Raw genomic sequence first — 22,651 nt, forward strand, 5'->3', positions numbered from 1 at the left:
AGCCCGGTGCTCCGAGCTCCCGCGTGTGCAAAGGTCCTCCCACGCTAGCGTCTCTTTGCGCGAGCTGAACAGTGGGCCTCACGCCTTCTTGCGATGATGCCTCGGTGACCACGACACAGCATCCGCCCCCGTACCCACCGCCCGACCCGTCTCATGGCCACGGCCCGCGCGACGCGCATGGCCATGGGCCGGGCGGTGGGCGCGGGCAGGGGCCGAGCGGGCACGGTCACTCGCACAGCCACAGCCACAGCCATGGCCCGGCGGCCCCCGTGTCGCGCCACCTGCGCAGAGTCATCGCCGCGATCCTCATTCCCTTCACGGCAGCCGTGGTGGTCGGTCTCGTCGCGCTGTGGCCCGGCGGAGTGCCGTCACACAAGCGCACCGGTGTGGGATTCGACCGGCAGACCCAGCAGGCCACGGTCACCAGAGTGGTGGAGGTGGACTGCAAGTCCGTGAACGCCTCGGGCGACTCCCCGACCGGCGACACCTCCACAGCCGAGGGCTCCTCAGCCCAGCAGCAGTCGACCGGCACCTGCAAGAAGGCGACGGTGCGCGTCGACACGGGCAAGGACCAGGGCCGGACCTTCACGGAGATCGTCCAGCCGGACCAGTCACGACAGTTGCATCAGGGCGAGAAGGTCGTGGTCGCGTACGAGCCGTCCGCCCCCAGGGACCTGCAGTACTCGGTGGCGGATGTGAACCGCAAGGTTCCCATGGCACTGCTGGCCGGCATCTTCGCCATCGCCGTGGTGGTCGTGGGCCGGATGCGCGGGGTGATGGCGCTCGTCGCACTGGCCGTCAGCTTCCTGGTACTGAGCCTGTTCATCCTGCCGGCGATCCTCCAGGGCTCGAACCCGCTGCTCGTGGCCGTGGTCGGGTCCAGCGCCATCATGCTGATCGCCCTCTACATGTGCCACGGACTCTCGGCACGCACCTCGGTGGCGGTGCTCGGCACGCTCGTCTCCCTGTCCCTGATCGGTGTGCTGGGCTCCCTGTTCATCGGCTGGGCCGCGCTGACCGGCAACACCGACGACAACACCGGCCTGATCCACGGCCTGTACCCGGGTATCGACATGAGCGGCCTGCTGCTGGCAGGCGTCATCATCGGCTCGCTCGGCGTCCTCGACGATGTGACGGTGACGCAGACATCGGCGGTCTGGGAGCTCCACGAAGCGAACCCGTCGATGGGCTGGCGTGATCTGTACCGTGCGGGCATCCGCATCGGCCGCGACCACATCGCATCGGTCGTCAACACACTCGTCCTGGCGTACGCGGGTGCCGCTCTGCCGCTGTTGCTGCTGTTCTCGATCGCGCAAAGCAGCGTGGTCACCGTTGCCGACAGCGAGCTGGTCGCGGAGGAGATCGTGCGCACGCTCGTCGGTTCGATCGGCCTGGTCGCCTCCGTGCCGGTGACCACGGCACTGGCCGCCCTGGTGGTCTCGGCCGACCGCTCCGGCCGCTCCGACCGGTTCGCCGCTCCGGCCGCCGTACCGGCCCGCGGTGGGCGCGGGCGGCGCCGCAGGCACTGAGGGCGCCCAATCCACGGCGGAGGCACCGCAGAAGCGTTACGGCACCCACCGCGCCCGCACAGCTCCGCGAGGAACCGTTACAGCACCGAACCTCGGCCTCAGCCCGCGCTCTGCTCTTCGGCCAGAATCCGGTCCAGCGCCTCGTCGAGATGTGCGTCGAAGTCGGCGAGGGAACCCTCCTGACCGAGTGGCACCAGCTTGTCCGTCCGGTCCAGGAACGCGACCAGCGGGACCGCCCCGGACCGGAACAACGCCCGGTCCGCACCCACCTGGAGCCGGATCAGCACATCGCCGAAGGTGTCCGGCTCGGCGGGCGCGATGTGCACATCTCCGTCGCCGCACGGCCGGCCCACTCCGTCGACCAGCAGCTCGCGACCGAACGCCCAGGTCACGGGCGCGTCCCCGGGCAGGTGGAAGGTCAGCCGCACGGCATAGGGATCACAGGTCTCGTAACACAGCTCCACCGGAATGCGGAACGAGAGCTCCTCCGAGACGAGAAAGCTCATCATCACCTCTGCCTGTACCGACTCGCGCATCGTCTACCCCGTCAGTAGCCGTGGACTGGCCAGGAAGCATCCCCTGACACCTGCTGGAAGTTTGCTGAACGTGCATGGCAGATCACAAGGAGTGAGTTTTCAGATGCTGATAGAGAGCGCGAGTGTCCCGAGCATCCGTCCGATCTCATCCTGGAGTCGGCGCGCCACCGGCAATAGCCGATCGGCCTCACAGGACGGCAGGGAGATCGCCATCGTCGCGGCCGTCGACCCCACGGTCAGGGGAATCGCGGCACAGACCGTCCCGAGCGCGTACTCCTGACGCTCGATCACGGGTTCCGTGCGTTGCAGGCGCTCCAGTCGCCGGAGGAACACGCGCTCGTCATGGACGGTGTACGGCGTGATCGCCCGAACGGGGTAGCGGTCGAGGTGGTCTCGGCGGGCCTCATCGTCGAGCTGGGACAGCAGGCACTGACCGATCGCATGGGCGTGCCCGGTCTCCCGGAAGTCGGCCCACTCCTCCACCGCCGGGTTGCCGGGGATGTCGGCGACGCCCAGGACGTCGATCTCGCCCTCGCGATAGACCGCGTAGTAGACGGGGACACCGATGGAATCACGCCATTGTGCGAGCGCGTCGTCCACCATGCTGCGACGTTTCTGCTGGGCTGCGCGGGCGCTCAGCAGCTCGGCCGCCTCACCGAGGAAGAACAGGCCCTTCTCGCGGCGCAGATAGCCCTCGTGAGTCAGGGTGCGCAGCAGGTGGTAGGCCGTGGGGAGCGCCAGGCCGACCTCGCGGGCCAGTTGTTTGGCAGTGGCCCCGTACGGACGTCCGGCGACGGCCTCCAGCAGGCGCATCGCGCGCTGTACGGATCCGATGAGGGTGGTGGAGGTCGGTTGTGCGGGAGGGAGTCGGGGGTGTGCTTCCGCGGGTGAGGTCCGTCGCTGTGCGGGCGGAGCGGTTGAGTCTGCGGATGCGGTACCAACCGTGGCCAAAGATCACTCCCGGAGCGCGAGGGCGGCCTCCCGTGCGGGGACACGAGAGGGGATGCGCCGCGCGCGGGGGCTGCCGCGCGCGAGTTCCGGACTTTAACGGTCCGTCACCGCGGTCCGACGGCGTCGCCGGGAAAACTTCCCTCCCCCGAGGGAACGTCCTGTTCCCTGTTACCGCTGGGCCCCCGCCCCACGGAGCGCCTCCCCGTGACGCGCCCCTCCGTCTTGGCGCGCTCCGGTCGACTCACCAGTCTCCGCGGGATGCGGAGCTCGACATGAACTTCCGTACGACGTAGATGAGTCCGCCGACCAGCGCGACGAAGAGCAGCACCTTGAAGAGCAGCCCGATCACGAAGCCGATGACGGACGCGATCACGCCGCCGAAGACGACCAGGGCGATGACCGGCACCGCGATCCACTTCACCCACCACGGCAAACCCGCGAAGATCTCTCGCATCGCCCTTGTCCTTGTCTCTCGGCGTCTGTGTGCGTCTTCGGACCTGCGTCCCGTCCGGCGACGGCGCTTGCGGGTCCTTCGATGTCCTGCGCTCGATGCTAGGGCCGCCGAGGGGAGCATCGGGCGTCCCGCATCCCTTGTCCTCCCCTGATTCCTCCCCTGAGGGAACCCCTAGACGCGCCTCAGCTCTCGGGCGGAGAGAACACCACCAGCACCCTCAGGTCCTCGGTGATGTGGTGGAACTTGTGGGGGACTCCGGCGGGCACATAGACGACGCTGCCACGCCCGACCTGGGTCGTCTCCATGCCGACGGTGATCGAGGCGCGTCCGCTGACGACGAAGTACACCTCGTCCTGCCGGTGCGGCTTCTGCGGGTCCAGGTCGCCCGCGTCGAGCGCGTACAGGCCGACCGACATGTTCCGCTCCCGCAGGAACTGCAGGTACGCACCCTCGTTGGCGGCGCGCTCCGCCTCCAGTTCGTCCAGCCGGAATGCCTTCATCGCCCTTGTCCGCCCTTGCTCGGTGCTCACCTGTGATCCGGTCTGCCACGATCAGACACATGAAGAATTTCGTAGTCAAGACGATCGCCAACGCGGGGGCCCTCGCCGTCGCCGTCTGGCTCCTGGACAAGATCACCCTCACGGGTTCGAGCACCGGCCGGAAGATAGGCACGCTCATCGTCGTAGCACTGCTGTTCGGCCTGGTGAACTTCCTGGTCAAGCCGATCGTGAAGGTGCTGACCTTCCCGCTGTTCATCCTGACGCTCGGGCTGATCACCCTGGTCGTCAACGCGCTGATGCTGCTGCTGACCTCATGGCTGGCGGGCAAGCTGGACCTGAGCTTCCATGTCGAGGGCTTCTGGACCGCCGTCCTGGGCGGCCTGATCATCTCGATCGTCTCCTGGGCCCTGCACGTCGTGCTGCCCGACGACAAGGACTGAGTGAGCCGCATGACCTACCGCGTCTGTTTCGTCTGCACCGGCAACATCTGCCGTTCCCCGATGGCCGAGTCCCTCTTCCGCGCCCGCATCGAGGAGGCCGGTCTCGACGACCGGGTCGAGGTCGACAGCGCCGGCACGGGCGGCTGGCACGAGGGAGACGGCGCCGATCCGCGCACCGTGGCCGTCCTGGAGGAGAACGGCTACGGCAGCGATCATGTCGCACGGCAGTTCCAGTCCTCCTGGTTCTCCCGCCTGGATCTGGTGATCGCCCTGGACTCCGGGCACCTGAAGGCCCTGCGCCGCCTCGCACCCACCCCCGAGGACGCGGCGAAGGTGCGGCTCCTGCGCTCCTACGACCCGGCCGCCGACGGCGACCTCGACGTACCGGACCCGTACTACGGGGGGATGGACGGCTTCGAGGAGTGCCTTGAGATGGTGGAGGCGGCGAGCCTCGGCCTGCTCGCCGCGGTACGCGAGAAAGTGGAGGGACGGGCAGCATGAGTTCAGGGGATGCCAGCACGGCCGGCGCGGGATACGGCGACGGCACGCGCGCGGTCCGCGCGGGGCTGCCCGAGCCGGTCAAGCACGAGCCGACCCTGCCGGGTCCCGTCTTCGCCGCGCACTACCACCTGCCCGGCGAGCCGACCGGTCCGTACGCCTACGGGCGGGACGAGAACCCCACCTGGAGCCGTCTGGAGCGCGCCATCAGCGAGCTGGAGGCGCCCGGTGAGGACGGCGTGGAGACACTCACCTTCGCCTCCGGCATGGCCGCGATCTCCGCCGTCCTGTTCTCCCAGCTGCGCGCGGGCGACACCGTGGTGCTGCCCGCGGACGGCTACCAGGCGCTGCCGCTGGTGCGCGAGCAGCTCACGGCGTACGGCATCGAGGTGCGTACCGCGCCGACCGCCGGCGACGCCCAGCTCGGCGTCCTCGACGGCGCGAGGCTGCTGTGGATCGAGACCCCCTCCAACCCGGGACTGGACGTCTGCGACGTGCGACGGCTCGTCGAGGCGGCCCATGCGCAGGGCACCCTCGTCGCCGTGGACAACACCCTGGCGACCCCGCTCGGCCAGCGGCCCCTGGAGTTGGGCGCCGACTTCTCCGTGGCCAGCGGCACGAAGATGCTCACCGGGCACGGCGACCTGCTGCTCGGATACGTGGCGTCCCGGAACGCCGGGCTGATGACCTCCGTACGGCGCTGGCGCAAGATCGTCGGCGCCATTCCGGGTCCCATGGAGGCCTGGCTGGCGCACCGGTCGCTGGCCACGCTCCACCTGCGCGCCGACCGGCAGACTGCCAACGCGCTCGCCGTCGCCGAGGCGCTGCGCGGCCGGCCCGAGGTGACCGGGCTGCGGTATCCCGGTCTGCCCGACGACCCGTCCCACAAGGTCGCCGCGCAGCAGATGCGGCGCTTCGGGTGTGTGGTGTCGTTCGTGTTGCCCACGCGCGCGCGTGCCGAGCGTTTTCTTGACGCGCTGCGCCTAGTCGACGACGCGACGAGCTTCGGAGGGGTGCGGTCCACCGCCGAGCGGCGTGGGCGCTGGGGCGGTGACGCGGTGCCGGAAGGCTTCATCCGGCTGTCGGTCGGCGCCGAGGATCCCGAGGACCTGGTGACCGATGTGCTCCGTGCGCTGGAGGAGTCGGCGCACTGACCACGTGCCGGCCACCGGTGACCGCCTGGGCTACGCACCTCGGGGGAGGCGGTCCGCCGGCCAAGGATGCCCTTCTACGTTCGACGGACGGTCCGAGCCTCCCCCCTCATGGCTCGGACCGTCCCGGTTCCGCGCGCAAAGAACCGCGCGAACCAGGCTAGTTGACTCTGTGTCAGTGTCCAATCACAGTAGCGACAGAGACCTATCGACATATTTATAGTTGGGCGCGTCCGGAGGTGCGGGGAGCGGAGGGAGCACCATGGATCTGGCCCTGCTGCGCACCTTCGTGACCGTGCACCGGGCAGGCTCGTTCACCCGCGCCGCGGCGCTGCTCGGCCTCTCCCAGCCGGCGGTCACCTCCCAGATCCGCACGCTGGAACGGCAGCTGGGCCGCCCCCTTTTCCTGCGGCGGGCTCGCGGGGTGACGCCAACGACCATCGGTGACGAACTCGCGCACAAGGCCGCGCCCCATCTCGACGCCCTGGTGGAGATCGCCGAGACCGGGCTCGACGAGCAGGTGTCGCTGCGCACCCTGCATCTCGCCGGGCCGCCGGAATTCACCGCCGAGCGCGCCCTGCCCGCGCTGGCGGAACTGACCGGCGACGACGGTCAGGGGCTGGCCCTGCGCGTCTCCTTCGGGACCGTGGACGAGACGCTGGAAGGGCTTGCCGCCGGGCACCACGATCTGGCCATCACCACGGCCAGACCGCGTGGTGCGCTGCTCACGGCGACTCCGCTGTGCGACGAGGAACATGTCCTGGTCGCCGCCCCGCGCTGGGCGTCCCGCATCGGACCCGGCAGGCTGCGCCGCAAGGGCGCCTACGCCCTGGAGAACCTTCCGGTGGTCGAGGTGCACGAGTCGCTGCCGTTCGTCTCCCGGTACTGGGCCTCCGTCTTCGACTCCCGTCCGGCCGCCGCCGGCACGGTCATCGTCCCCGATCTGCGCGCCGTACTCGGCTGCGCCGCCACCGGTGCCGGCCTCGCCGTGCTGCCGCGCTATCTGTGCGCCTCCGCACTGGAGCGGGGTGACGTGGTGGCCCTGCACGAACCCGCGGTTCCCCCGTTGCGGACCTACTTCCTCGTGGTCCGGACGGGGACGCTTGCCATGCCGCCCATAGCCCGGGCCCATGATCGGTTGCTGCGGGCTGCGGCCGACTGGGGCTGAGGACTACCCGGTCGTAACGAAAATTGCGGGCGACGGTGGCTCTCAGCCCAGGTCCGGCGCGTGCATGGCTCGTACGCCCTCGATGTTCCCGTCCAGGTAATGCCGCAGCGACAGCGGGACGAGATGGACCGAGGCGATGCCTACGCGGGTGAACGGCACCCGCACGACTTCGTACTCCCCGGCCGGCTCCTCGACCTCGGGACCGTGCCGAAGGCGCTCGTCCATCGACTCCAGACGGCAGACGAAGAAGTGCTGAACCTTCACGCCGGTCGGGCCGCCGCCTTCACCGATGTGCTCCACCGTGTCCACGAAGCAGGGCACGACATCGGTGATCTTGGCACCGAGTTCCTCGTCGACTTCCCTGTGCAGCGCATCGATGACAGTCGTGTCGGACGGCTCGACCCCGCCACCCGGAGTGACCCAGTAGGGATCCACGCCGGGCTTGGTCCGCTTGATCAGAATGAGATCGTCACCATCCAGCAGGATGGCGCGGGCGGTGCGCTTGACCACGGGGCGAACGGTCATGGGAGAAATGTGGCCCAGCATGTTCCACGTGAAACATCGCCCGCCGCACACCGCACCCCATCCCAGCTGAACACCGGGCGACGCCACGCGGGGGTGTCCGCAGCCGTTGCCGGGTCAGGTCGGGACTGACGTTTCACGTGAAACGTCTGGCCTTGTGCTGTGCGGTCGGGTGAGAGGTGGCCAAAAGCATGTGTGTTACGCCTCAAACCGGTGGACGTCGGTGGCTCATGTCAGACAGCCTGACCAGCGTGTCGACACCTGCCCTCGCCGCTCTGCCCATTCGCCGTCTGACCCCCCGCGACCTCCGTGCCTGCGCCGACTTGTCCGAGGACCGTGGTTGGCCCCGCGAGGAACACAAGTGGGGCCTGCTCCTGGCCGCCGGGAAGGGATACGGCATCGACGATCCCGAGGGTGGTCTCGTCACCGCGTGTGTCGTCACCGAGTACGGATCCAGCTACCGTCCCGATCTCTGCGCCGTCGGCATGGTGCTCGTCGCCGAGCGGCACGCGCGCCAGGGCGTCGGCCGCCGGCTGATGCGGCATGTGGTCGCGGAATCGGGCACCACCCCGCTCACGCTGTACGCGACTCCTTACGGCCGCCCCCTGTACGAGGAGCTGGGCTTCAAGGCCATCGGCAGCTCCGAGATGGTGCGTGGGCACTTCACGGCCGGCGGACCGTCCCCCACCGTCTCCACCCGTCCGGCCACCGGGGAGGATCTCGCCACCCTCGTACGGCTCGACGAGGAGGTGTTCGGCGCCGACCGGACGCACATGATCACGCGGTTGCCCGCCTTCGCCGACCAGTTGCGCGTCGCAGAGGAAAAGGGGCGGATCATCGGTTACGCGGCTGCCTGGCCCAACATGGACACCCATGTCCTGGGTCCCCTCGTCGCCCGCGACGCGGAGACGGCGAAGGCGCTCGTCGCCTCCCTGGCCGCGCACACCGACCGCCCGCTGCGCACGGATGTCGATGTACGGCACGAGGGCCTGCTGACCTGGCTGAAGGAGCGGGGTCTCGCCTCGGTGGGCGTCAACGCGGTCATGACGTACGGCATCCCGGATCTGCCCGGCGACTGGACCCGGCGTTTCGCCCCGCTGACGGTGGCGGCGGGCTGAGCAGAGCCGCACGGCGCGACGCGTGCGCCCGGGTGCCGGGGAGCACGCGTCGCGCTCGCAGGTACTCAGGGGCGCACTGCGGTGCGCCGTTCGCTGGGCGTGGCGCCCGCCACAACCGTGCTCGGGGCCGCCTCCCGGCGCTCCAGTGCCGCGGAGAGGAACGCCAGCAGCAGGGCGGACACGGCGAGGACGGCGCCGACCCAGTTGGGGGCGGTGTAGCCGAGTCCGGCGGCGATGACCAGGCCACCGAGCCAGGCCGACAGGGCATTGCCGAGGTTGAAGGCACCGATGTTCGCTGCGGAGGCGAGGGTAGGAGCGCCGTGCGCGTGGTCCAGTACCCGCTTCTGCAGGGGCGGCACGGTTGCGAACCCGAGAGCGCCGATCAGCACGATCGTGACGGCGGCGAGCGCCTTGGTGTGCGCGGTGACGGTGAACAGCGCGAGCACGAGGGCGAGACCGCCCAGTGACACATACAGCATCGGCATCAGGGCACGGTCCGCGTACTTGCCCCCGATGAGGTTCCCGCCGACCATGCCGAGGCCGAAGAGAACGAGCAGCCATGTGACCGAGCCGTCGGCGAAGCCGGTGACATGGGTCATCATCGGCGCGATGTACGTGATGGCCGCGAACACACCGCCGAAGCCGAGCACGGTCATCGCCATCGCGAGCAGCACCTGCGCGTTCTTGAAGGCGGCCAGCTCATGGCGCAGATGCGCGCCCTCGGGCTTCGGCATCTCGGGCACGAGCTTCGCGACTCCCAGCAGCCCGACCACGCCGAGCGCCGCGACCAGCGTGAAGGTGACCCGCCAGCCTGCTGACTGTCCGACGAGTGTGCCGAGCGGGACACCGACGACGTTGGCGATCGTCAGACCGCTGAACATCATGGCGATGGCGCCGGCCTTCTTCTCCGGTGCGACCAGATCGGCGGCGACCACCGAGCCGATGCCGAAGAACGCGCCGTGGGCCAGAGAGGCCACCACCCGACCCACCAGCATCAGTCCGAAGACCGGGGCGACGGCGGACAGCAGATTGCCCACGACGAACAGGCCCATCAGAAGCATCAGCATCCGCTTGCGGGGGACCTTGGTACCGAGCGCCGTCATGATCGGAGCGCCGAACATCACTCCCAGGGCATAGCCGGTCACGAGCAACCCGGCGGTGGGGATGGAGACCCCGAAATCGCCCGCGACCTCGGGCAGCACACCCATGATCACGAACTCTGTGGTTCCGATCCCGAAGGCTCCGATGGCGAGGGCCAGAAGAGCGAGGGGCATGGAGGACACCTTCTCAACGTTTGCCGAAGCATCTTGCACGCCTCGACAATAATTGCAGACGCGCTATATATGCAAACGCGGTCTATTGCGATGGTGCTCTATCCTGGTGTTGAGCTGCTCCGAAGTGGAGGACAACGCCATGTCAGCGACGGACCCCGCGCTCACCGCCCTCGCCCAGGGCTGGTGCGCCCTCTCCCTGCTGCACGGGAGGATCGAGGCCCACCTCGAACGCGCGCTCCAGGCCAAACACGGGCTGAGCGTGCGGGAGTACTCCTTGCTGGACGTACTCAGCCGTCAGCACGACGGCGAGGGGGGTCACCTCCAGATGAAGCAGGTCGCCGACGCGGTGGTCCTCAGCCAGAGCGCCACGACCCGACTGGTGACCAGACTCGAGGACCGCGGTCTGCTCTCGCGGTATCTCTGCCCCACCGACCGCCGCGGCATCTACACCAACGTCACAGAGGCCGGCCTCAAGCTCCTGGAAGAGGCCCGTCCCACCAACAACGCCGCCCTGCGCGAAGCCCTCGCCGAGGCGGCGAAGAAGCCGGAACTGGCACCACTGGTCCGCGTCGTCGAGTCCTTGGACGTGCCGGCCTAGCCATCCGCTCCGACCAACCGGCACGCTCGAAGCGGCCCTAGGGTGCAGGCATGGGAGAACTCGACATACGGCCCGCCGTCGCGGGCGACGTCCCCGCGATCGTCGCCATGCTCGCCGACGACCCGCTCGGCGCCCAGCGTGAATCACCGGACGACCTGACGCCCTACCTGCACGCCCTCAAGCGGGTGAGCAGCGACCCGAACCAGCACCTCGTGGTCGCCGTACGCGACGGCCGGGTAGTGGGCACCCTCCAGCTCACCATCATTCCCGGACTGTCCCGCATGGGCGCCACCCGCTCCATCATCGAGGCCGTCCGCATCCATGCGGACGAACGCGGCAGCGGCCTGGGAACGCAACTCATTGAATGGGCGGTCGACGAATCCCGGCGCCACGACTGCCAGTTGGTCCAGCTGACCTCCGACGCCACCCGCACCGACGCCCACCGCTTCTACGAACGTCTCGGCTTCCAGGCGTCGCACGTGGGCTTCAAACGGCAGCTCTGACACCGCTCACCGGTGAAAGGGCCTGTTTCACGTGAAACAGGCCCTTCCTGACCCTCAGCGGGACCTACCGGATCCCCCTCCATCCGTCCTGGTCCACACCGCCGGGTACAGGAGCACCCTGCTCGTACGGCTGGCGCGTGAACACGAACGACCCGAGGTCCAGGTGGCTCACCGATCCGTCCGCCCGCCGTACCGCTTTCAGAATCTCCCCCGCGTAGTAGCCGTCCAGTCCCGTCCAGGTGCCGTCCTCGTTGGGCCGCAGACGCGCTCGCCGACCCACTCCGGACAACGGCTCCAGCGAGACACCTCCATCGGCCGTCAGCCGCAGGACGAACCCCTGCGTGCCCCAGTACCACTGCCCCACCAGTTCCAGCACCGAACGGTCCACATCGGACAGCGGCCGCCATGGCTCGGGGATCCGCGGCTCCGCCTCCGCCACGATCCCCACGAGGTCGGCGGCAAGGGAGGAGACAGCCGGCCCCGACGTGCAGTTGGCCAGCACGACGGCCGCCACGTCATCCTCCACGCTCAGCGTCAGATCGGCCAGGAACCCGGGCAGGGAACCGGAATGCCCGACCAGGAGACGGCTGTCCCAGCGCTGAAGCCGCAACCCGAGACCGTACGCCGAACCCGCGACCACATCCGACGTCTCGGGCGGCGCGGCAGGCTTCCGCATCTCCCGTACGGACTCCGCACTCAGCACCCGCTCGTCACCCTGCGCCAGGAAAACAGCGAAACGGGCCAAGTCGCCGGTGGTCGACCACAGTTGACCGGCCGGAGCCATCAGTCCGAGATCCTCGGCAGGCTCCGGCAGCATCACATCCGCCCACGGATGCACCGCCCAGCCGCCCGCATGCGGTGCCTGTGGCCGACCTCCGGTCCGGTGCAGCCCCAGCGGCTCCAGCACCTCACGCCGCAGAACGTCCTCCCACGGCGCCCTGCGCACCTCCTCGACCAGCGCGCCCAGGAGCGTGTAGCCGGGGTTGGAGTAGTGGAACCTGCGCCCGACCGGATGCCGCAAGGGATGCTCGCCCAGCACGTCCGCCAGCTCGGGCCGCAGCGTTCCCGGCGTCCGTTCCCACCACGGGCCGGGCGACTCCGCCGCGAGACCGCCGGTATGCGCGAGCAGTTCGGCGATGGTCACCTCCCCCACCCCTGTGCCGGGCAGATGCTTCTCCAGCGGATCGCCCAGATCCAGAACCCCCTCGTCACGCAGCCGCAGGACGAGAACCGCTGTGAACGTCTTGGTGATGGACCCGATCCGGTACTGCACGTTCTCGTCCGGAGCATGGCCGTCCACGCAGGATCGTGCACCGTGCCACACCGCCCGCCCACCCCGGACAACGGCCGCGACCAGTGACGGCGCCCGTCCCTCGGCCTGCGCCACGGCGATCCGGTGCAACAGGGCCCGGCGCGTTGTGGGAAGCAGTTCTTCCTGAGTTGTCGTCATGGCCCCAGTCCACCCGCCACGGCATCCTGCGTCGAGCCTATTTCCACCGTGCTGGCACTTCTCCAGGGGAACGCTTCGCGGACCTGTGCGGTGATGGCAGGCAGATCGGCCGGACGGGTCGTCTCCACTGTGATGACGGAGCTGTATCCGAGCGGCCGATCGTATTGGGCCAAGACCTCGGGCGAGAGTTCGTGAACGACTGGGCCGGGTGATGATGACGAGGCGAAACCTGAGGCCCTGACGACGGATCAGGTCTGTGCCATGTCGACGAACCGCGAGTAGTGGCCCTGGAAGGCGACCGTGATCGTCGCGGTGGGGCCGTTACGGTGCTTGCCGACGATGATGTCCGCCTCGCCCGCGCGCGGCGACTCCTTCTCGTATGCGTCCTCACGGTGCAGCAGGATCACCATGTCCGCGTCCTGCTCGATCGAACCCGACTCACGCAGGTCGGACACCATGGGCTTCTTGTCCGTCCGCTGCTCCGGACCACGGTTGAGCTGTGACAACGCGATCACCGGCAGCTCCAGCTCCTTGGCCAGCAGCTTCAGGTTTCGCGACATCTCGGAGACCTCCTGCTGCCGGCTCTCGGAGCGCTTGGAACCGGACTGCATCAGCTGCAGATAGTCGATGACGACGAGTTTCAGATCATTGCGCTGCTTCAGACGACGGCACTTCGCCCGGATCTCCATCATCGACAGGTTCGGCGAGTCGTCGATGTAGAGGGGCGCGGCCGAGACGTCCGGCATACGACGCGCCAGCCTGGTCCAGTCCTCGTCCGTCATCGTGCCCGACCGCATGTGATGCAGTGCCACCCGAGCCTCGGCGGACAGCAGACGCATCGCGATCTCGTTGCGGCCCATCTCGAGCGAGAAGATCACGCTGGGCAGGTTGTGCTTGATGGCAGCCGCTCGGGCGAAGTCCAGAGCCAGCGTCGACTTACCCATCGCGGGACGCGCGGCGATGATGATCATCTGGCCCGGGTGCAGACCGTTGGTGAGCTGGTCCAGATCGGTGAAGCCGGTCGGCACACCGGTCATCTCCCCCGACCGTGAGCCGATCGCCTCGATCTCGTCGAGCGCCCCCTCCATGATCTCGCTCAGCGGAAGATAGTCCTCCGCCGTGCGCTGCTCGGTCACCGCGAAGATCTCGGCCTGAGCGCTGTTGACGATCTCGTCGATGTCGCCGTCGGCCGCGTACCCCATCTGCGTGATGCGCGTACCGGCCTCCACCAGGCGCCGCAGTACCGCCCGCTCGTGCACGATCTGCGCGTAGTACTCGGCGTTCGCCGCGGTCGGCACGGTCTGCACCAGCGTGTGCAGATACGAGGCACCGCCAACCTTGGTGATCTCACCGCGCTTGGTCAGCTCCGCCGCAACCGTGATGGGGTCGGCCGGCTCACCCTTCGCGTACAGGTCGAGAATCGCCTGGTAGATCGTTTCGTGTGCCGGCCGGTAGAAGTCATGGCCCTTGAGGATCTCCACGACATCCGCGATCGCGTCCTTGGACAGGAGCATGCCTCCGAGGACGGACTGCTCGGCGTCCAGGTCCTGCGGCGGCACCCGCTCGAAGGCGGAGCCACCCCCGTCCCATGTGCCGCTGTCCGGCCCCCTGTCGTGCTGCTCGTCACGGCTCCGGCCGCCCTCGCCGCGTCGGCGGGAGGCGGGGACACGATCGCCGGGACCGCTGTCGGCCCACTGATCGTCCAAGGGCTCGGAAATGCTCACCGGGCCGCCTCCTCCCGTCCGCCGCGCGGACCTCGCCGTGCACCCCAGTTCTAGGGCACGACACTGACAAAGCGAGAAGCCCAGCTCCGGTTCAGACGCGTCGGCCGAGCGCGTCGTCCGAGGACGGAGAGGGAGTGGGCGCCGGACCACGTTAGGCCCCTGGGCACCGTCAGCCAATCTGGTTATCCACAGGCCATGTGGACGAGACGCCCAACGCTGTGGACAACTCCGTGAAACCTGTGCACGACACGGTGGACAGCTCTGTGAACAAGCCCTCAACTGATTCCTAAGAGCCCACCTGACCTGGGGATTTCCCGTCCACCGCTTGTGCAGAAGAAAAACTTCCCCAGTCGGATCAAGATCGCTACCGAGCGTGGACAGCGCGGCAGAACAGAGCGTCTAAAGTAAGGGACAGAAGCCCATTGCAGCTCTTACCTGTGGACGATTAGATTGGTGGTCATGACCCAGGCTCCCGCGACACCCCGCGCCCTTGGACGTCGGCACGACCGGGAGATCGTCGCACTGGCCGTTCCGGCCTTCGGCGCACTCATCGCGGAGCCCCTCTTCGTGATGGCCGACAGCGCGATCGTCGGCCATCTCGGCACCGCGCAGCTGGCCGGCCTCGGCGTCGCCTCGGCGCTTCTCACCACCGCAGTCAGCATCTTCGTCTTTCTCGCCTACGCGACCACGGCCGCGGTCGCGCGCCGCGTCGGCGCGGGCGATCTACGATCCGCCATCCGCCAGGGCATGGACGGCATCTGGCTCGCGCTGCTGCTGGGAGCGGCCGTCATCGCCGTCGTCCTGCCCACGGCGCCCGGCATCGTGACCCTCTTCGGCGCCTCGCCGACCGCGGCCCCGTATGCCACCACATATCTGCGGATCTCGGCACTCGGCATCCCCGCGATGCTGGTGGTGCTGGCCGCCACCGGCGTCCTGCGTGGACTGCAGGACACGAGGACACCGCTGTACGTGGCGGTCGCGGGCTTCTTGGCGAACGCCGCCCTCAACGCAGGGCTCGTCTACGGCGCGGACCTGGGCATCGCCGGATCCGCGTGGGGCACCGTCGCCGCGCAGTGCGGGATGGCGGCCGCGTATCTGTACGTCGTCGTCCGCGGCGCCCGTCGGCACGGCGCCTCGCTACGACCGGACGCGGCCGGGATACGTGCCTGCGCACAGGCGGGGGCACCGCTGTTGGTCCGTACGCTCTCGCTGCGGGCGATCCTCATGATCGCAACGGCCGTCGCCGCGCGGCTCGGGGACGCCGACATCGCCGCGCACCAGATCATCCTGTCCCTGTGGAGCCTGCTCGCGTTCGCGCTGGACGCGATCGCCATCGCAGGACAGGCCATCATCGGGCGCTATCTCGGCGCGGACGACGCGTGGGGCGCCCGCGCAGCATGCCGCCGCATGGTGCAGTGGGGCATCGTCGCCGGCCTCGTGCTCGGAGTGCTGGTGCTCGTGGCCCGGCCGCTGTTCCTCCCGTTGTTCACCAGCGACTCCGCGGTGAAGGACACGGCACTGCCCGCCCTGCTGATGGTGGCGGTGTCGCAGCCCGTATGCGGGATCGTCTTCGTCCTGGACGGAGTCCTGATGGGTGCGGGCGACGGGCCGTACCTCGCCTGGGCGATGGTCGTCACCCTTGCCGTATTCGCACCCGTGGCCCTGCTCGTCCCCACGCTCGGCGGCGGACTCACCGCCCTCTGGGCGGCGATGACGCTGATGATGACAATCCGCATGCTGACCCTGTGGCTGCGCGCTCGCTCCGGCCGCTGGATCGTGACGGGCGCGACGCGCTGATCGTTTCACGTGAAACGTGCCCGGTGACGACTCCGCCCACTGGAAAGGGGCCGCACCCGTGACGGGTGCGGCCCCTTTCAGAGCTGCTCAAGCAGAGCGCAGCGATCAGGCCGCGACAACCTCGATGTTGACCTTGGCGGCAACCTCGGGGTGCAGACGCACGGACGTCTCGTGGGCGCCCAGCGTCTTGATCGGCGCACCGAGCTCGATGCGACGCTTGTCGACCTCGGGGCCACCGGAGGCCTTGATCGCCGAGGCGATGTCGGCCGGGGTGACGGAACCGAAGAGACGGCCGGAGTCGCCGGAGCGGACGGCCAGGCGGACCTTCACGCCCTCGAGCTGGGCCTTGACCTGGTTGGCCTGCTCGATGGTCTGGATCTCGTGGATCTTGCGAGCGCGACGGATCTGCTCGACGTCCTTCTCGCCACCCTTGGTCCAGCGGATCGCGAACTTCCGCGGGATCAGGTAGTTGCGGGCGTACCCGTCCTTGACGTCGACGACGTCGCCCGCGGCGCCGAGGCCGGAGACCTCGTGGGTGAGGATGATCTTCATGAGTCGGTCACCCTTCCTTTAGCGCGCGGTGGACGTGTAGGGCAGCAGCGCCATCTCACGGCTGTTCTTGACGGCCGTGGCGACGTCACGCTGGTGCTGCGTGCAGTTGCCGGTCACGCGACGGGCACGGATCTTGCCGCGGTCGGAAATGAACTTCCGCAGCATGTTCGTGTCCTTGTAGTCCACGTACGTGACCTTGTCCTTGCAGAATGCGCAGACCTTCTTCTTCGGCTTGCGCACAGGCGGCTTCGCCATGGTGTTTCTCCTGTGTGATCAAGAAGTGTGGGGTACGGCCCACCTAGAAGGGGGGCTCGTCCGAGTAGCCGCCACCGCCGCCGGAGCCACCGCCCCAGCCGCCGCCCTGGCCGCCTCCGCCCTGGCCGCCGGCGGGAGCGCCGGTCGCCCACGGGTCGTCGGCCGGAGCACCGCCCTGACCGCCGCCGGGGCCGCCGCCCCAGCCGCCGCCCTGGCCGCCACCGCCGCCGTAACCGCCCTGGCCACCGCGGCCGGCGGTCTTGGTGACCTTGGCCGTGGCGTTGCGCAGACTGGCGCCGACCTCGTCGACGTCGAGCTCGTAGACCGTGCGCTTGACGCCCTCACGGTCCTCGTAGGACCGCTGCTTCAGCCGGCCCTGCACGATGACGCGCATGCCTCGCTGGAGCGACTCGGCGACGTTCTCCGCCGCCTGGCGCCAGACCGAGCAGGTCAGGAAGAGGCTTTCGCCGTCCTTCCACTCGTTGGTCTGACGGTCGAAGGTGCGGGGAGTGGACGCGATGCGGAACTTCGCGACCGCCGCACCGGACGGGGTGAAGCGCAGCTCGGGGTCATCGACAAGGTTGCCGACGACCGTGATGACGGTCTCGCCTGCCATGGGGGAACCTCTCGGCGGGTTTGCTGCTGGCTGCTGGTGCTGCTACTCGTACTCGAATCCCGGGATCAGCTGAGCGGGAGGCTCAGTGGGTCTCGGGACGGAGGACCTTGGTCCGGAGGACCGACTCGTTCAGGTTCATCTGGCGGTCGAGCTCCTTGACGACCGCAGGCTCGGCCTGCAGGTCGATGACCGAGTAGATGCCCTCGGGCTTCTTCTTGATCTCGTAGGCGAGACGACGACGACCCCAGGTGTCGACCTTCTCGACCTTTCCGCCACCGTCACGGACGACGGAAAGGAAGTTCTCGATCAGCGGGGAGACAGCACGCTCCTCGAGATCGGGGTCGAGGATGACCATCACCTCGTAGTGACGCATGTGGAACCCACCTCCTTTGGACTCAGCGGCCACGGTCGTTCCGTGGCAGGAGGGTTGTGATGCGTACGCAACCGTGTCTGTCAGTAAATCAGCCGCCACTGACAATCGGAGGCCAGTCGACGGTTGACCAGGCTGTGCCTGGGCAGACACCGGTGCAGACGGTACAGAGTACCCGCACACGTGCTTCCGGTTGAAATCCGGCCCCGGAGGCCGTCAATCTGTACACATCGGGTGTGTATGGCGCTACGATGCGCCGCCTTCCGCAGGAGGTGCCCCATGGCACAGGTATTGCGACCCAACACCACCGGTTCCCTCTTCGCCACGGACGGCAAGGCCCACCCCGTCCAGGACACCCTGCTCGCGGTGACCCTGGTGCTCGGTGTCACGGCCTTCGTGACGTCACTGGTGTCCAAGGACCTGCATCTGATCAGCTCCTGGACCGGCCTGGTGGGGATCTTCACCGGCGCCTACGGGCAGTACATCTCCGTGACGACCCGAGAGCGCTTCGGCCTGATCCTGGGGCTCGGTGCCTCGGCCGTCGGCTTCTTCCTGGGCATGGCCCACGGCGGTCTCTTCGGCGGGGTCGTCGGCCACTGACCGTCGGGCCGCGGTGCGGTCGGCGGGGGCCGTGAGGCGACCCGCCGGACGCACAGGTTGCGTAGGGCCAGTCGGGGCGCTCGCGGGGCGCAGTAGGCTTCGGCGCGAGAGCCGGAGCCCCTGTACCCATGGGGACACACCAGCCCGAGGAGCGCCCCGAATGAGCCTGACCCTGAGGACGATCAGTCGCGAGCAGCATCTGGCATACATCCAGAGCCTGCCGGCGGCGAGCCACATGCAGGTTCCGGCCTGGGCAGACGTCAAGGCGGAGTGGCGCTCCGAGAACCTCGGCTGGTTCGACAAGAGCGGTGAACTGGTGGGTGTCGGTCTGGTGTTGTACCGGCAGCTGCCCAAGATCAAGCGCTATCTCGCCTATCTGCCCGAGGGTCCGGTGATCAACTGGTTCGCGCCGAACCTGGAGGACTGGATCCAGCCGATGCTCGCGCACCTGAAGCAACAGGGCGCCTTCTCCGTGAAGATGGGCCCGCCGGTGATCATCCGCCGGTGGGACGCGGAGACCATCAAGAAGGGCATTCAGGACCCGGACGTCAAGCGGCTGCGTGACCTGGAGGCCGACTTCATCGAGCCGCGCGCGTTCGAAGTCTCCGACAAGCTGCGCCGGATGGGCTGGCAGCAGGGCGAGGACGGCGGCGCCGGCTTCGGCGACGTGCAGCCGCGGTACGTCTTCCAGGTGCCGCTCGCCAACCGGTCCCTGGAAGAGGTCCACAAGAACTTCAACCAGTTGTGGCGCCGCAACATCAAGAAGGCCGAGAAGGCGGGCGTCGAGGTGGTCCAGGGCGGCTACCACGACCTCGAGGAGTGGCAGCGCCTGTACGAGATCACCGCGGTGCGCGACCACTTCCGGCCCCGCCCGCTGTCGTACTTCCAGCGCATGTGGACGGCCCTCAACAGCGAGGACCCCAACCGTATGCGGCTGTACTTCGCGCGGCACAACGGTGTGAACCTCTCGGCGGCGACGATGCTGATCGTCGGCGGCCACGTCTGGTACTCCTACGGAGCCTCCGACAACATCGGCCGTGAGGTGCGGCCTTCGAACGCGATGCAGTGGCGGATGCTGCGCGACGCCTACGCGCTCGGTGCCACCGTCTACGACCTGCGCGGCATCTCCGACTCGCTGGACGAGACCGACCACCTCTTCGGCTTGATCCAGTTCAAGGTGGGCACGGGCGGGCAGGCCGCCGAGTACCTCGGCGAGTGGGACTTCCCGCTCAACAAGCTGCTCCACAAGGCGCTCGACATCTACATGTCGCGCCGCTGACGCCGGAGCCCTGCGCCGGGCCGCCCGAGCGGCCCGACCAGCCCGTCGGTCCGGCGGATCCGTCACAATTCCCTCTCAGACCTCTGACACACGGCAGCCACGAGAAAGGTTCCGGGACCGGCCATGGCGCTCACGCTCTACGTCGACACCGCGCGCTGGCGGGCACACCACAAGCACGTGCAGGAGCAGTTCCCGGGGCTCGTCCCCGTCTGCAAGGGCAACGGCTACGGGTTCGGCCACGAGCGGCTGGCGGAGGAGGCCACCCGCCTGGGCGCGGACATGCTCGCCGTGGGCACGACGTACGAGGCGGCCCGGATCAAGGACTGGTTCGGCGGAGACCTGCTGGTGCTGACGCCGTTCCGGCGGGGCGAGGAGCCCGTGCCGCTGCCGGACCGCGTCATCCGTTCGGTGTCGTCCGTGGACGGCGTGTACGGGCTCGTGGGCGCCCGGGTGGTCATCGAGGTGATGTCCTCGATGAAGCGCCACGGGGTCAGCGAGCAGGACCTGCCGCAGCTGCACGCGGCCATAGAGAACGTGCGCCTGGAAGGCTTCGCCATCCACCTGCCGCTGGACCGTACCGACGGCTCCGACGCCGTGGAGGAGGTCATCGGCTGGATGGACCGGCTGCGCGCGGCTCGGCTGCCGCTGCACACGATGTTCGTGAGCCACCTCAAGGCCGATGAGCTGGCCCGGCTGCAGCAGCAGTTCCCGCAGACCCGCTTCCGCGCCCGCATCGGCACCCGGCTGTGGCTCGGGGACCACGAGGCCACCGAGTACCGCGGGGCGGTCCTGGACGTGACGCGCGTGGCCAAGGGCGACCGCTTCGGCTACCGGCAGCAGAAGGCTGCCTCCGACGGGTTCCTGGTCGTCGTGGCGGGCGGGACGTCGCACGGGGTGGGCCTGGAGGCCCCCAAGGCCATGCACGGCGTGATGCCGCGCGCCAAGGGAGTGGCCCGGGCCGGCCTCGCGACGGTGAACCGCAACCTGTCGCCGTTCGTCTGGGCGGGCAAGCAGCGCTGGTTCGCCGAGCCGCCGCACATGCAGGTCTCGATCCTGTTCATCCCGGCGGACGCCACGGAGCCGAAGGTGGGCGATGAGCTGGTGGCCCATCTGCGGCACACCACGACGCAGTTCGACCGGCTCGTCGACCGCTGAGGACAGACCCGGAAGCATGACGAAGGCCGTACACGTAGCTCGTGTACGGCCTTGTCCGAAACGGCTCGGCGCCGGTTCGATCAGCGCGAACCGTCGTCAGCCGGTTGCCCGCCGCGGCTGCCCCAGTCCACCTGCGGCCCCTCGAAATGCGCGGCGTGCCGCGGCGGATGAGCGGCGGCTCCGAGCGCGAAGACGTCCGGCGCACCGTCCAGTACGCCGCCGGACGGATCGTCGTCGCCGGCCCGGCGCACCATGTCCCGTTCCGGCAGGAAGATGTCGCGTACGACGACGGCGCACAGGTAGAGCGTCCCCAGCAGGTGGACCGCGATGGCGAGCTGGTACCCGTCCGTCGGCAGGCCCTTGTGGGCGTCTCCGCTGGTCGTGTACGCGAGGTACAGCCAGATCCCCAGGAAGTACGCGACCTCGCAGGCCTGCCAGATCAGGAAGTCCCGCCAACGCGGCCGGGCGAGTGCGGCGAGGGGGACCAGCCACAGCACGTACTGCGGCGAGTAGACCTTGTTGGTGAGGATGAACGCGGCGACGATCAGGAAGACGAGCTGGGCGAAGCGCGGGCGGCGCGGAGCGGTCAGCGTCATCGCGGTGATGCCGACGCAGGCGAGCACCATCATGATCATCGCGTAGGTGTTGGCAGTGTCCGCGGTGATGTCGATGTTGAACCAGCGCGAGACGAACAGGAAGACGGACCCGAAGTCCACCCCCCGCTCCTGGCTGAAGCGGTAGAACTTGGACCAGCCCTCGGGGGCGAGCCACATCACCGGCAGGTTGACCACGAGCCACGCGCCGACGGCGCCCAGGACGGCGGTTCCGTACTCCCGCCACCTGCCCGCCCGCCAGCACAGTACGAGGAGCGGTCCGAGCACCAGGAACGGGTAGAACTTGGCGGCCGTGGCGAGCCCCACGAGAACGCCGAAGGCAAGGGCCCGGCCACGTGACCACATCAGCATCGCGGCGGCCAGCAGGGCCACGGCGAGCAGGTCCCAGTTGATGGTCGCGGTCAGCGCGAAGGCGGGCGCGAGGGCGACGAGAAGGCCGTCCCAGGGGCGCCTGCGGTGGATGCGGGCGGTGCACACGGCGATGACCGCCGCGCACACCATGAGCATTCCGGCGTTGACCATCCAGTAGGTCTGCTCGCGGGCCTGGATGCCGCCGCCGCTCGGAGTCATCCAGGAGGCGACCTCCATGAACACGCCGGTGAGCACCGGGTACTCGAGGTAGTCCATGTCGCCCGGGAGCTTGTCGAAGTAGGGCACGAGCCCGTCGGCGAAGCCGCGCCCCTGGTAGAGGTGCGGGATGTCCGAGTAGCAGGCGTGCGTGTACTGCGAGCTGGCGCCGAAGAACCAGCCGCTGTCGTAGCAGGGCAGCTTCTGGACCATGCCTAGGGCGAACATCCCGATCGCCACGAGCGCCACGATCCGCACGGGCGTCCACCAGGACGTCCCGAGCAGGGAGCGTCGTCCGACGGGCCCGCCGATCAGCTCACTGCCGGCCGCGGCGACCTCGTCTTCCCTGGTCGGCCGCACCACATCCGGCTGGGGCACGCTCACGCGCGTCGTCTCTGCACTGGGCATGAGGCTCATCCTGCCGCATCCG

General features: G+C 68.7%; 25 protein-coding genes. 12 read left to right on the top strand and 13 right to left on the bottom strand.

Annotation, left to right across the window (positions count from 1 at the left end; all coding sequences use genetic code 11):
* The first annotated feature begins 104 nt into the window (after positions 1–104).
* Entirely contained in the window at positions 105–1,529 is a 1,425-nt protein-coding gene (locus tag N8I84_RS20570) for a YibE/F family protein (protein WP_263230875.1), read from the top strand.
* 98 nt (positions 1,530–1,627) lie between these two features.
* Here the strand turns inward: N8I84_RS20570 and N8I84_RS20575 are convergent, their stop codons facing one another.
* The 4 genes from N8I84_RS20575 to N8I84_RS20590 form a co-directional block, all read right to left on the bottom strand.
* Entirely contained in the window at positions 1,628–2,065 is a 438-nt protein-coding gene (locus tag N8I84_RS20575; RefSeq protein WP_059127372.1) for an SsgA family sporulation/cell division regulator, read from the bottom strand.
* 99 nt (positions 2,066–2,164) lie between these two features.
* Positions 2,165–3,016 carry an IclR family transcriptional regulator gene (locus tag N8I84_RS20580; protein WP_263230876.1) on the bottom strand — a complete coding sequence of 284 codons (852 nt, stop codon included), beginning with the start codon at positions 3,014–3,016 and terminating at the stop codon, positions 2,165–2,167.
* A gap of 241 nt (positions 3,017–3,257) precedes the next feature.
* Complete coding sequence (locus N8I84_RS20585) at positions 3,258–3,470, bottom strand: DUF5326 family protein (protein WP_263230877.1); 213 nt, start codon at positions 3,468–3,470, stop codon at positions 3,258–3,260.
* Between the two features lie 182 nt (positions 3,471–3,652).
* Positions 3,653–3,970 (bottom strand): cupin domain-containing protein, encoded by a 318-nt coding sequence (locus N8I84_RS20590; RefSeq protein ID WP_103837260.1) that lies wholly within the window; start codon positions 3,968–3,970, stop codon positions 3,653–3,655.
* 59 nt (positions 3,971–4,029) lie between these two features.
* Here N8I84_RS20590 and N8I84_RS20595 point away from each other — a divergent pair, with 59 nt between their 5' ends.
* The 4 genes from N8I84_RS20595 to N8I84_RS20610 all read left to right on the top strand — a co-directional run bounded on the left by N8I84_RS20595 (position 4,030) and on the right by N8I84_RS20610 (position 7,227).
* Positions 4,030–4,410, top strand: coding sequence for a phage holin family protein (locus tag N8I84_RS20595; RefSeq protein WP_103837261.1), 381 nt, complete (start codon positions 4,030–4,032; stop codon positions 4,408–4,410).
* 9 nt (positions 4,411–4,419) lie between these two features.
* Positions 4,420–4,911: a low molecular weight protein-tyrosine-phosphatase gene (locus tag N8I84_RS20600; protein WP_263230878.1), complete on the top strand. Its 492-nt coding sequence runs from the start codon at positions 4,420–4,422 to the stop codon at positions 4,909–4,911.
* On the top strand, positions 4,908–6,062 hold the full coding sequence (locus N8I84_RS20605) for a cystathionine gamma-lyase (protein ID WP_263230879.1): 1,155 nt from the start codon (positions 4,908–4,910) through the stop codon (positions 6,060–6,062). The genes N8I84_RS20600 and N8I84_RS20605 overlap by 4 nt, the downstream gene beginning before the upstream one ends.
* A 259-nt stretch (positions 6,063–6,321) precedes the next feature.
* The gene (locus tag N8I84_RS20610; RefSeq protein WP_263230880.1) at positions 6,322–7,227 is read left to right on the top strand and encodes a LysR family transcriptional regulator; all 906 of its coding nucleotides are present in this window, start codon (positions 6,322–6,324) and stop codon (positions 7,225–7,227) included.
* Positions 7,228–7,269: 42 nt separating this feature from the next.
* Here N8I84_RS20610 and N8I84_RS20615 read toward each other — a convergent pair whose 3' ends face one another.
* Positions 7,270–7,752 carry an NUDIX domain-containing protein gene (locus N8I84_RS20615; protein WP_200421664.1) on the bottom strand — a complete coding sequence of 161 codons (483 nt, stop codon included), beginning with the start codon at positions 7,750–7,752 and terminating at the stop codon, positions 7,270–7,272.
* Between the two features lie 248 nt (positions 7,753–8,000).
* On the opposite strand from N8I84_RS20615, the gene N8I84_RS20620 reads away from it, so the two are divergent.
* The gene (locus tag N8I84_RS20620; protein ID WP_263230881.1) at positions 8,001–8,867 is read left to right on the top strand and encodes a GNAT family N-acetyltransferase; all 867 of its coding nucleotides are present in this window, start codon (positions 8,001–8,003) and stop codon (positions 8,865–8,867) included.
* Between the two features lie 65 nt (positions 8,868–8,932).
* Here the strand turns inward: N8I84_RS20620 and N8I84_RS20625 are convergent, their stop codons facing one another.
* Positions 8,933–10,141: an MFS transporter gene (locus tag N8I84_RS20625; RefSeq protein ID WP_263230882.1), complete on the bottom strand. Its 1,209-nt coding sequence runs from the start codon at positions 10,139–10,141 to the stop codon at positions 8,933–8,935.
* A 139-nt stretch (positions 10,142–10,280) separates the two neighbouring features.
* On the opposite strand from N8I84_RS20625, the gene N8I84_RS20630 reads away from it, so the two are divergent.
* A complete protein-coding gene (locus N8I84_RS20630) occupies positions 10,281–10,739 on the top strand; it encodes a MarR family winged helix-turn-helix transcriptional regulator (RefSeq protein ID WP_200421661.1) in 459 nt (152 codons plus the stop codon).
* Positions 10,740–10,789: 50 nt separating this feature from the next.
* A complete protein-coding gene (locus N8I84_RS20635; protein WP_263230883.1) occupies positions 10,790–11,242 on the top strand; it encodes a GNAT family N-acetyltransferase in 453 nt (150 codons plus the stop codon).
* 64 nt (positions 11,243–11,306) lie between these two features.
* Here N8I84_RS20635 and N8I84_RS20640 read toward each other — a convergent pair whose 3' ends face one another.
* Together N8I84_RS20640 and dnaB are read right to left on the bottom strand one after the other, a co-directional pair.
* Complete coding sequence (locus N8I84_RS20640) at positions 11,307–12,692, bottom strand: serine hydrolase domain-containing protein (protein WP_263230884.1); 1,386 nt, start codon at positions 12,690–12,692, stop codon at positions 11,307–11,309.
* Between the two features lie 248 nt (positions 12,693–12,940).
* Positions 12,941–14,416, bottom strand: a complete 1,476-nt coding sequence (gene dnaB, locus N8I84_RS20645) for a replicative DNA helicase (RefSeq protein WP_263230885.1) — start codon at positions 14,414–14,416, stop codon at positions 12,941–12,943.
* Between the two features lie 459 nt (positions 14,417–14,875).
* On the opposite strand from dnaB, the gene N8I84_RS20650 reads away from it, so the two are divergent.
* A complete protein-coding gene (locus N8I84_RS20650; protein WP_263230886.1) occupies positions 14,876–16,213 on the top strand; it encodes an MATE family efflux transporter in 1,338 nt (445 codons plus the stop codon).
* A gap of 105 nt (positions 16,214–16,318) precedes the next feature.
* Here the strand turns inward: N8I84_RS20650 and rplI are convergent, their stop codons facing one another.
* From rplI to rpsF, 4 genes are all read right to left on the bottom strand, one after another.
* Positions 16,319–16,765 carry a 50S ribosomal protein L9 gene (rplI, locus tag N8I84_RS20655; protein ID WP_030786327.1) on the bottom strand — a complete coding sequence of 149 codons (447 nt, stop codon included), beginning with the start codon at positions 16,763–16,765 and terminating at the stop codon, positions 16,319–16,321.
* Between the two features lie 18 nt (positions 16,766–16,783).
* On the bottom strand, positions 16,784–17,020 hold the full coding sequence (rpsR, locus tag N8I84_RS20660) for a 30S ribosomal protein S18 (protein ID WP_003949403.1): 237 nt from the start codon (positions 17,018–17,020) through the stop codon (positions 16,784–16,786).
* Positions 17,021–17,063: 43 nt separating this feature from the next.
* Positions 17,064–17,636 carry a single-stranded DNA-binding protein gene (locus tag N8I84_RS20665; RefSeq protein ID WP_103837271.1) on the bottom strand — a complete coding sequence of 191 codons (573 nt, stop codon included), beginning with the start codon at positions 17,634–17,636 and terminating at the stop codon, positions 17,064–17,066.
* 82 nt (positions 17,637–17,718) lie between these two features.
* The gene (rpsF, locus tag N8I84_RS20670; RefSeq protein ID WP_014673750.1) at positions 17,719–18,009 is read right to left on the bottom strand and encodes a 30S ribosomal protein S6; all 291 of its coding nucleotides are present in this window, start codon (positions 18,007–18,009) and stop codon (positions 17,719–17,721) included.
* Positions 18,010–18,285: 276 nt separating this feature from the next.
* Between rpsF and N8I84_RS20675 the strand changes: the two genes are divergently transcribed.
* From N8I84_RS20675 to N8I84_RS20685, 3 genes are all read left to right on the top strand, one after another.
* Positions 18,286–18,606 carry a hypothetical protein gene (locus N8I84_RS20675; RefSeq protein WP_263230887.1) on the top strand — a complete coding sequence of 107 codons (321 nt, stop codon included), beginning with the start codon at positions 18,286–18,288 and terminating at the stop codon, positions 18,604–18,606.
* A gap of 160 nt (positions 18,607–18,766) precedes the next feature.
* Positions 18,767–19,885, top strand: a complete 1,119-nt coding sequence (femX, locus tag N8I84_RS20680; protein WP_200421655.1) for a peptidoglycan bridge formation glycyltransferase FemX — start codon at positions 18,767–18,769, stop codon at positions 19,883–19,885.
* Between the two features lie 123 nt (positions 19,886–20,008).
* Positions 20,009–21,040 (top strand): alanine racemase, encoded by a 1,032-nt coding sequence (locus N8I84_RS20685; protein ID WP_263230888.1) that lies wholly within the window; start codon positions 20,009–20,011, stop codon positions 21,038–21,040.
* Between the two features lie 80 nt (positions 21,041–21,120).
* Here N8I84_RS20685 and N8I84_RS20690 read toward each other — a convergent pair whose 3' ends face one another.
* Complete coding sequence (locus N8I84_RS20690; RefSeq protein WP_263230889.1) at positions 21,121–22,629, bottom strand: glycosyltransferase family 87 protein; 1,509 nt, start codon at positions 22,627–22,629, stop codon at positions 21,121–21,123.
* Positions 22,630–22,651: the final 22 nt, after the last annotated feature.

Source organism: Streptomyces cynarae (genome assembly GCF_025642135.1).
GTDB lineage: Bacteria > Actinomycetota > Actinomycetes > Streptomycetales > Streptomycetaceae > Streptomyces > Streptomyces cynarae.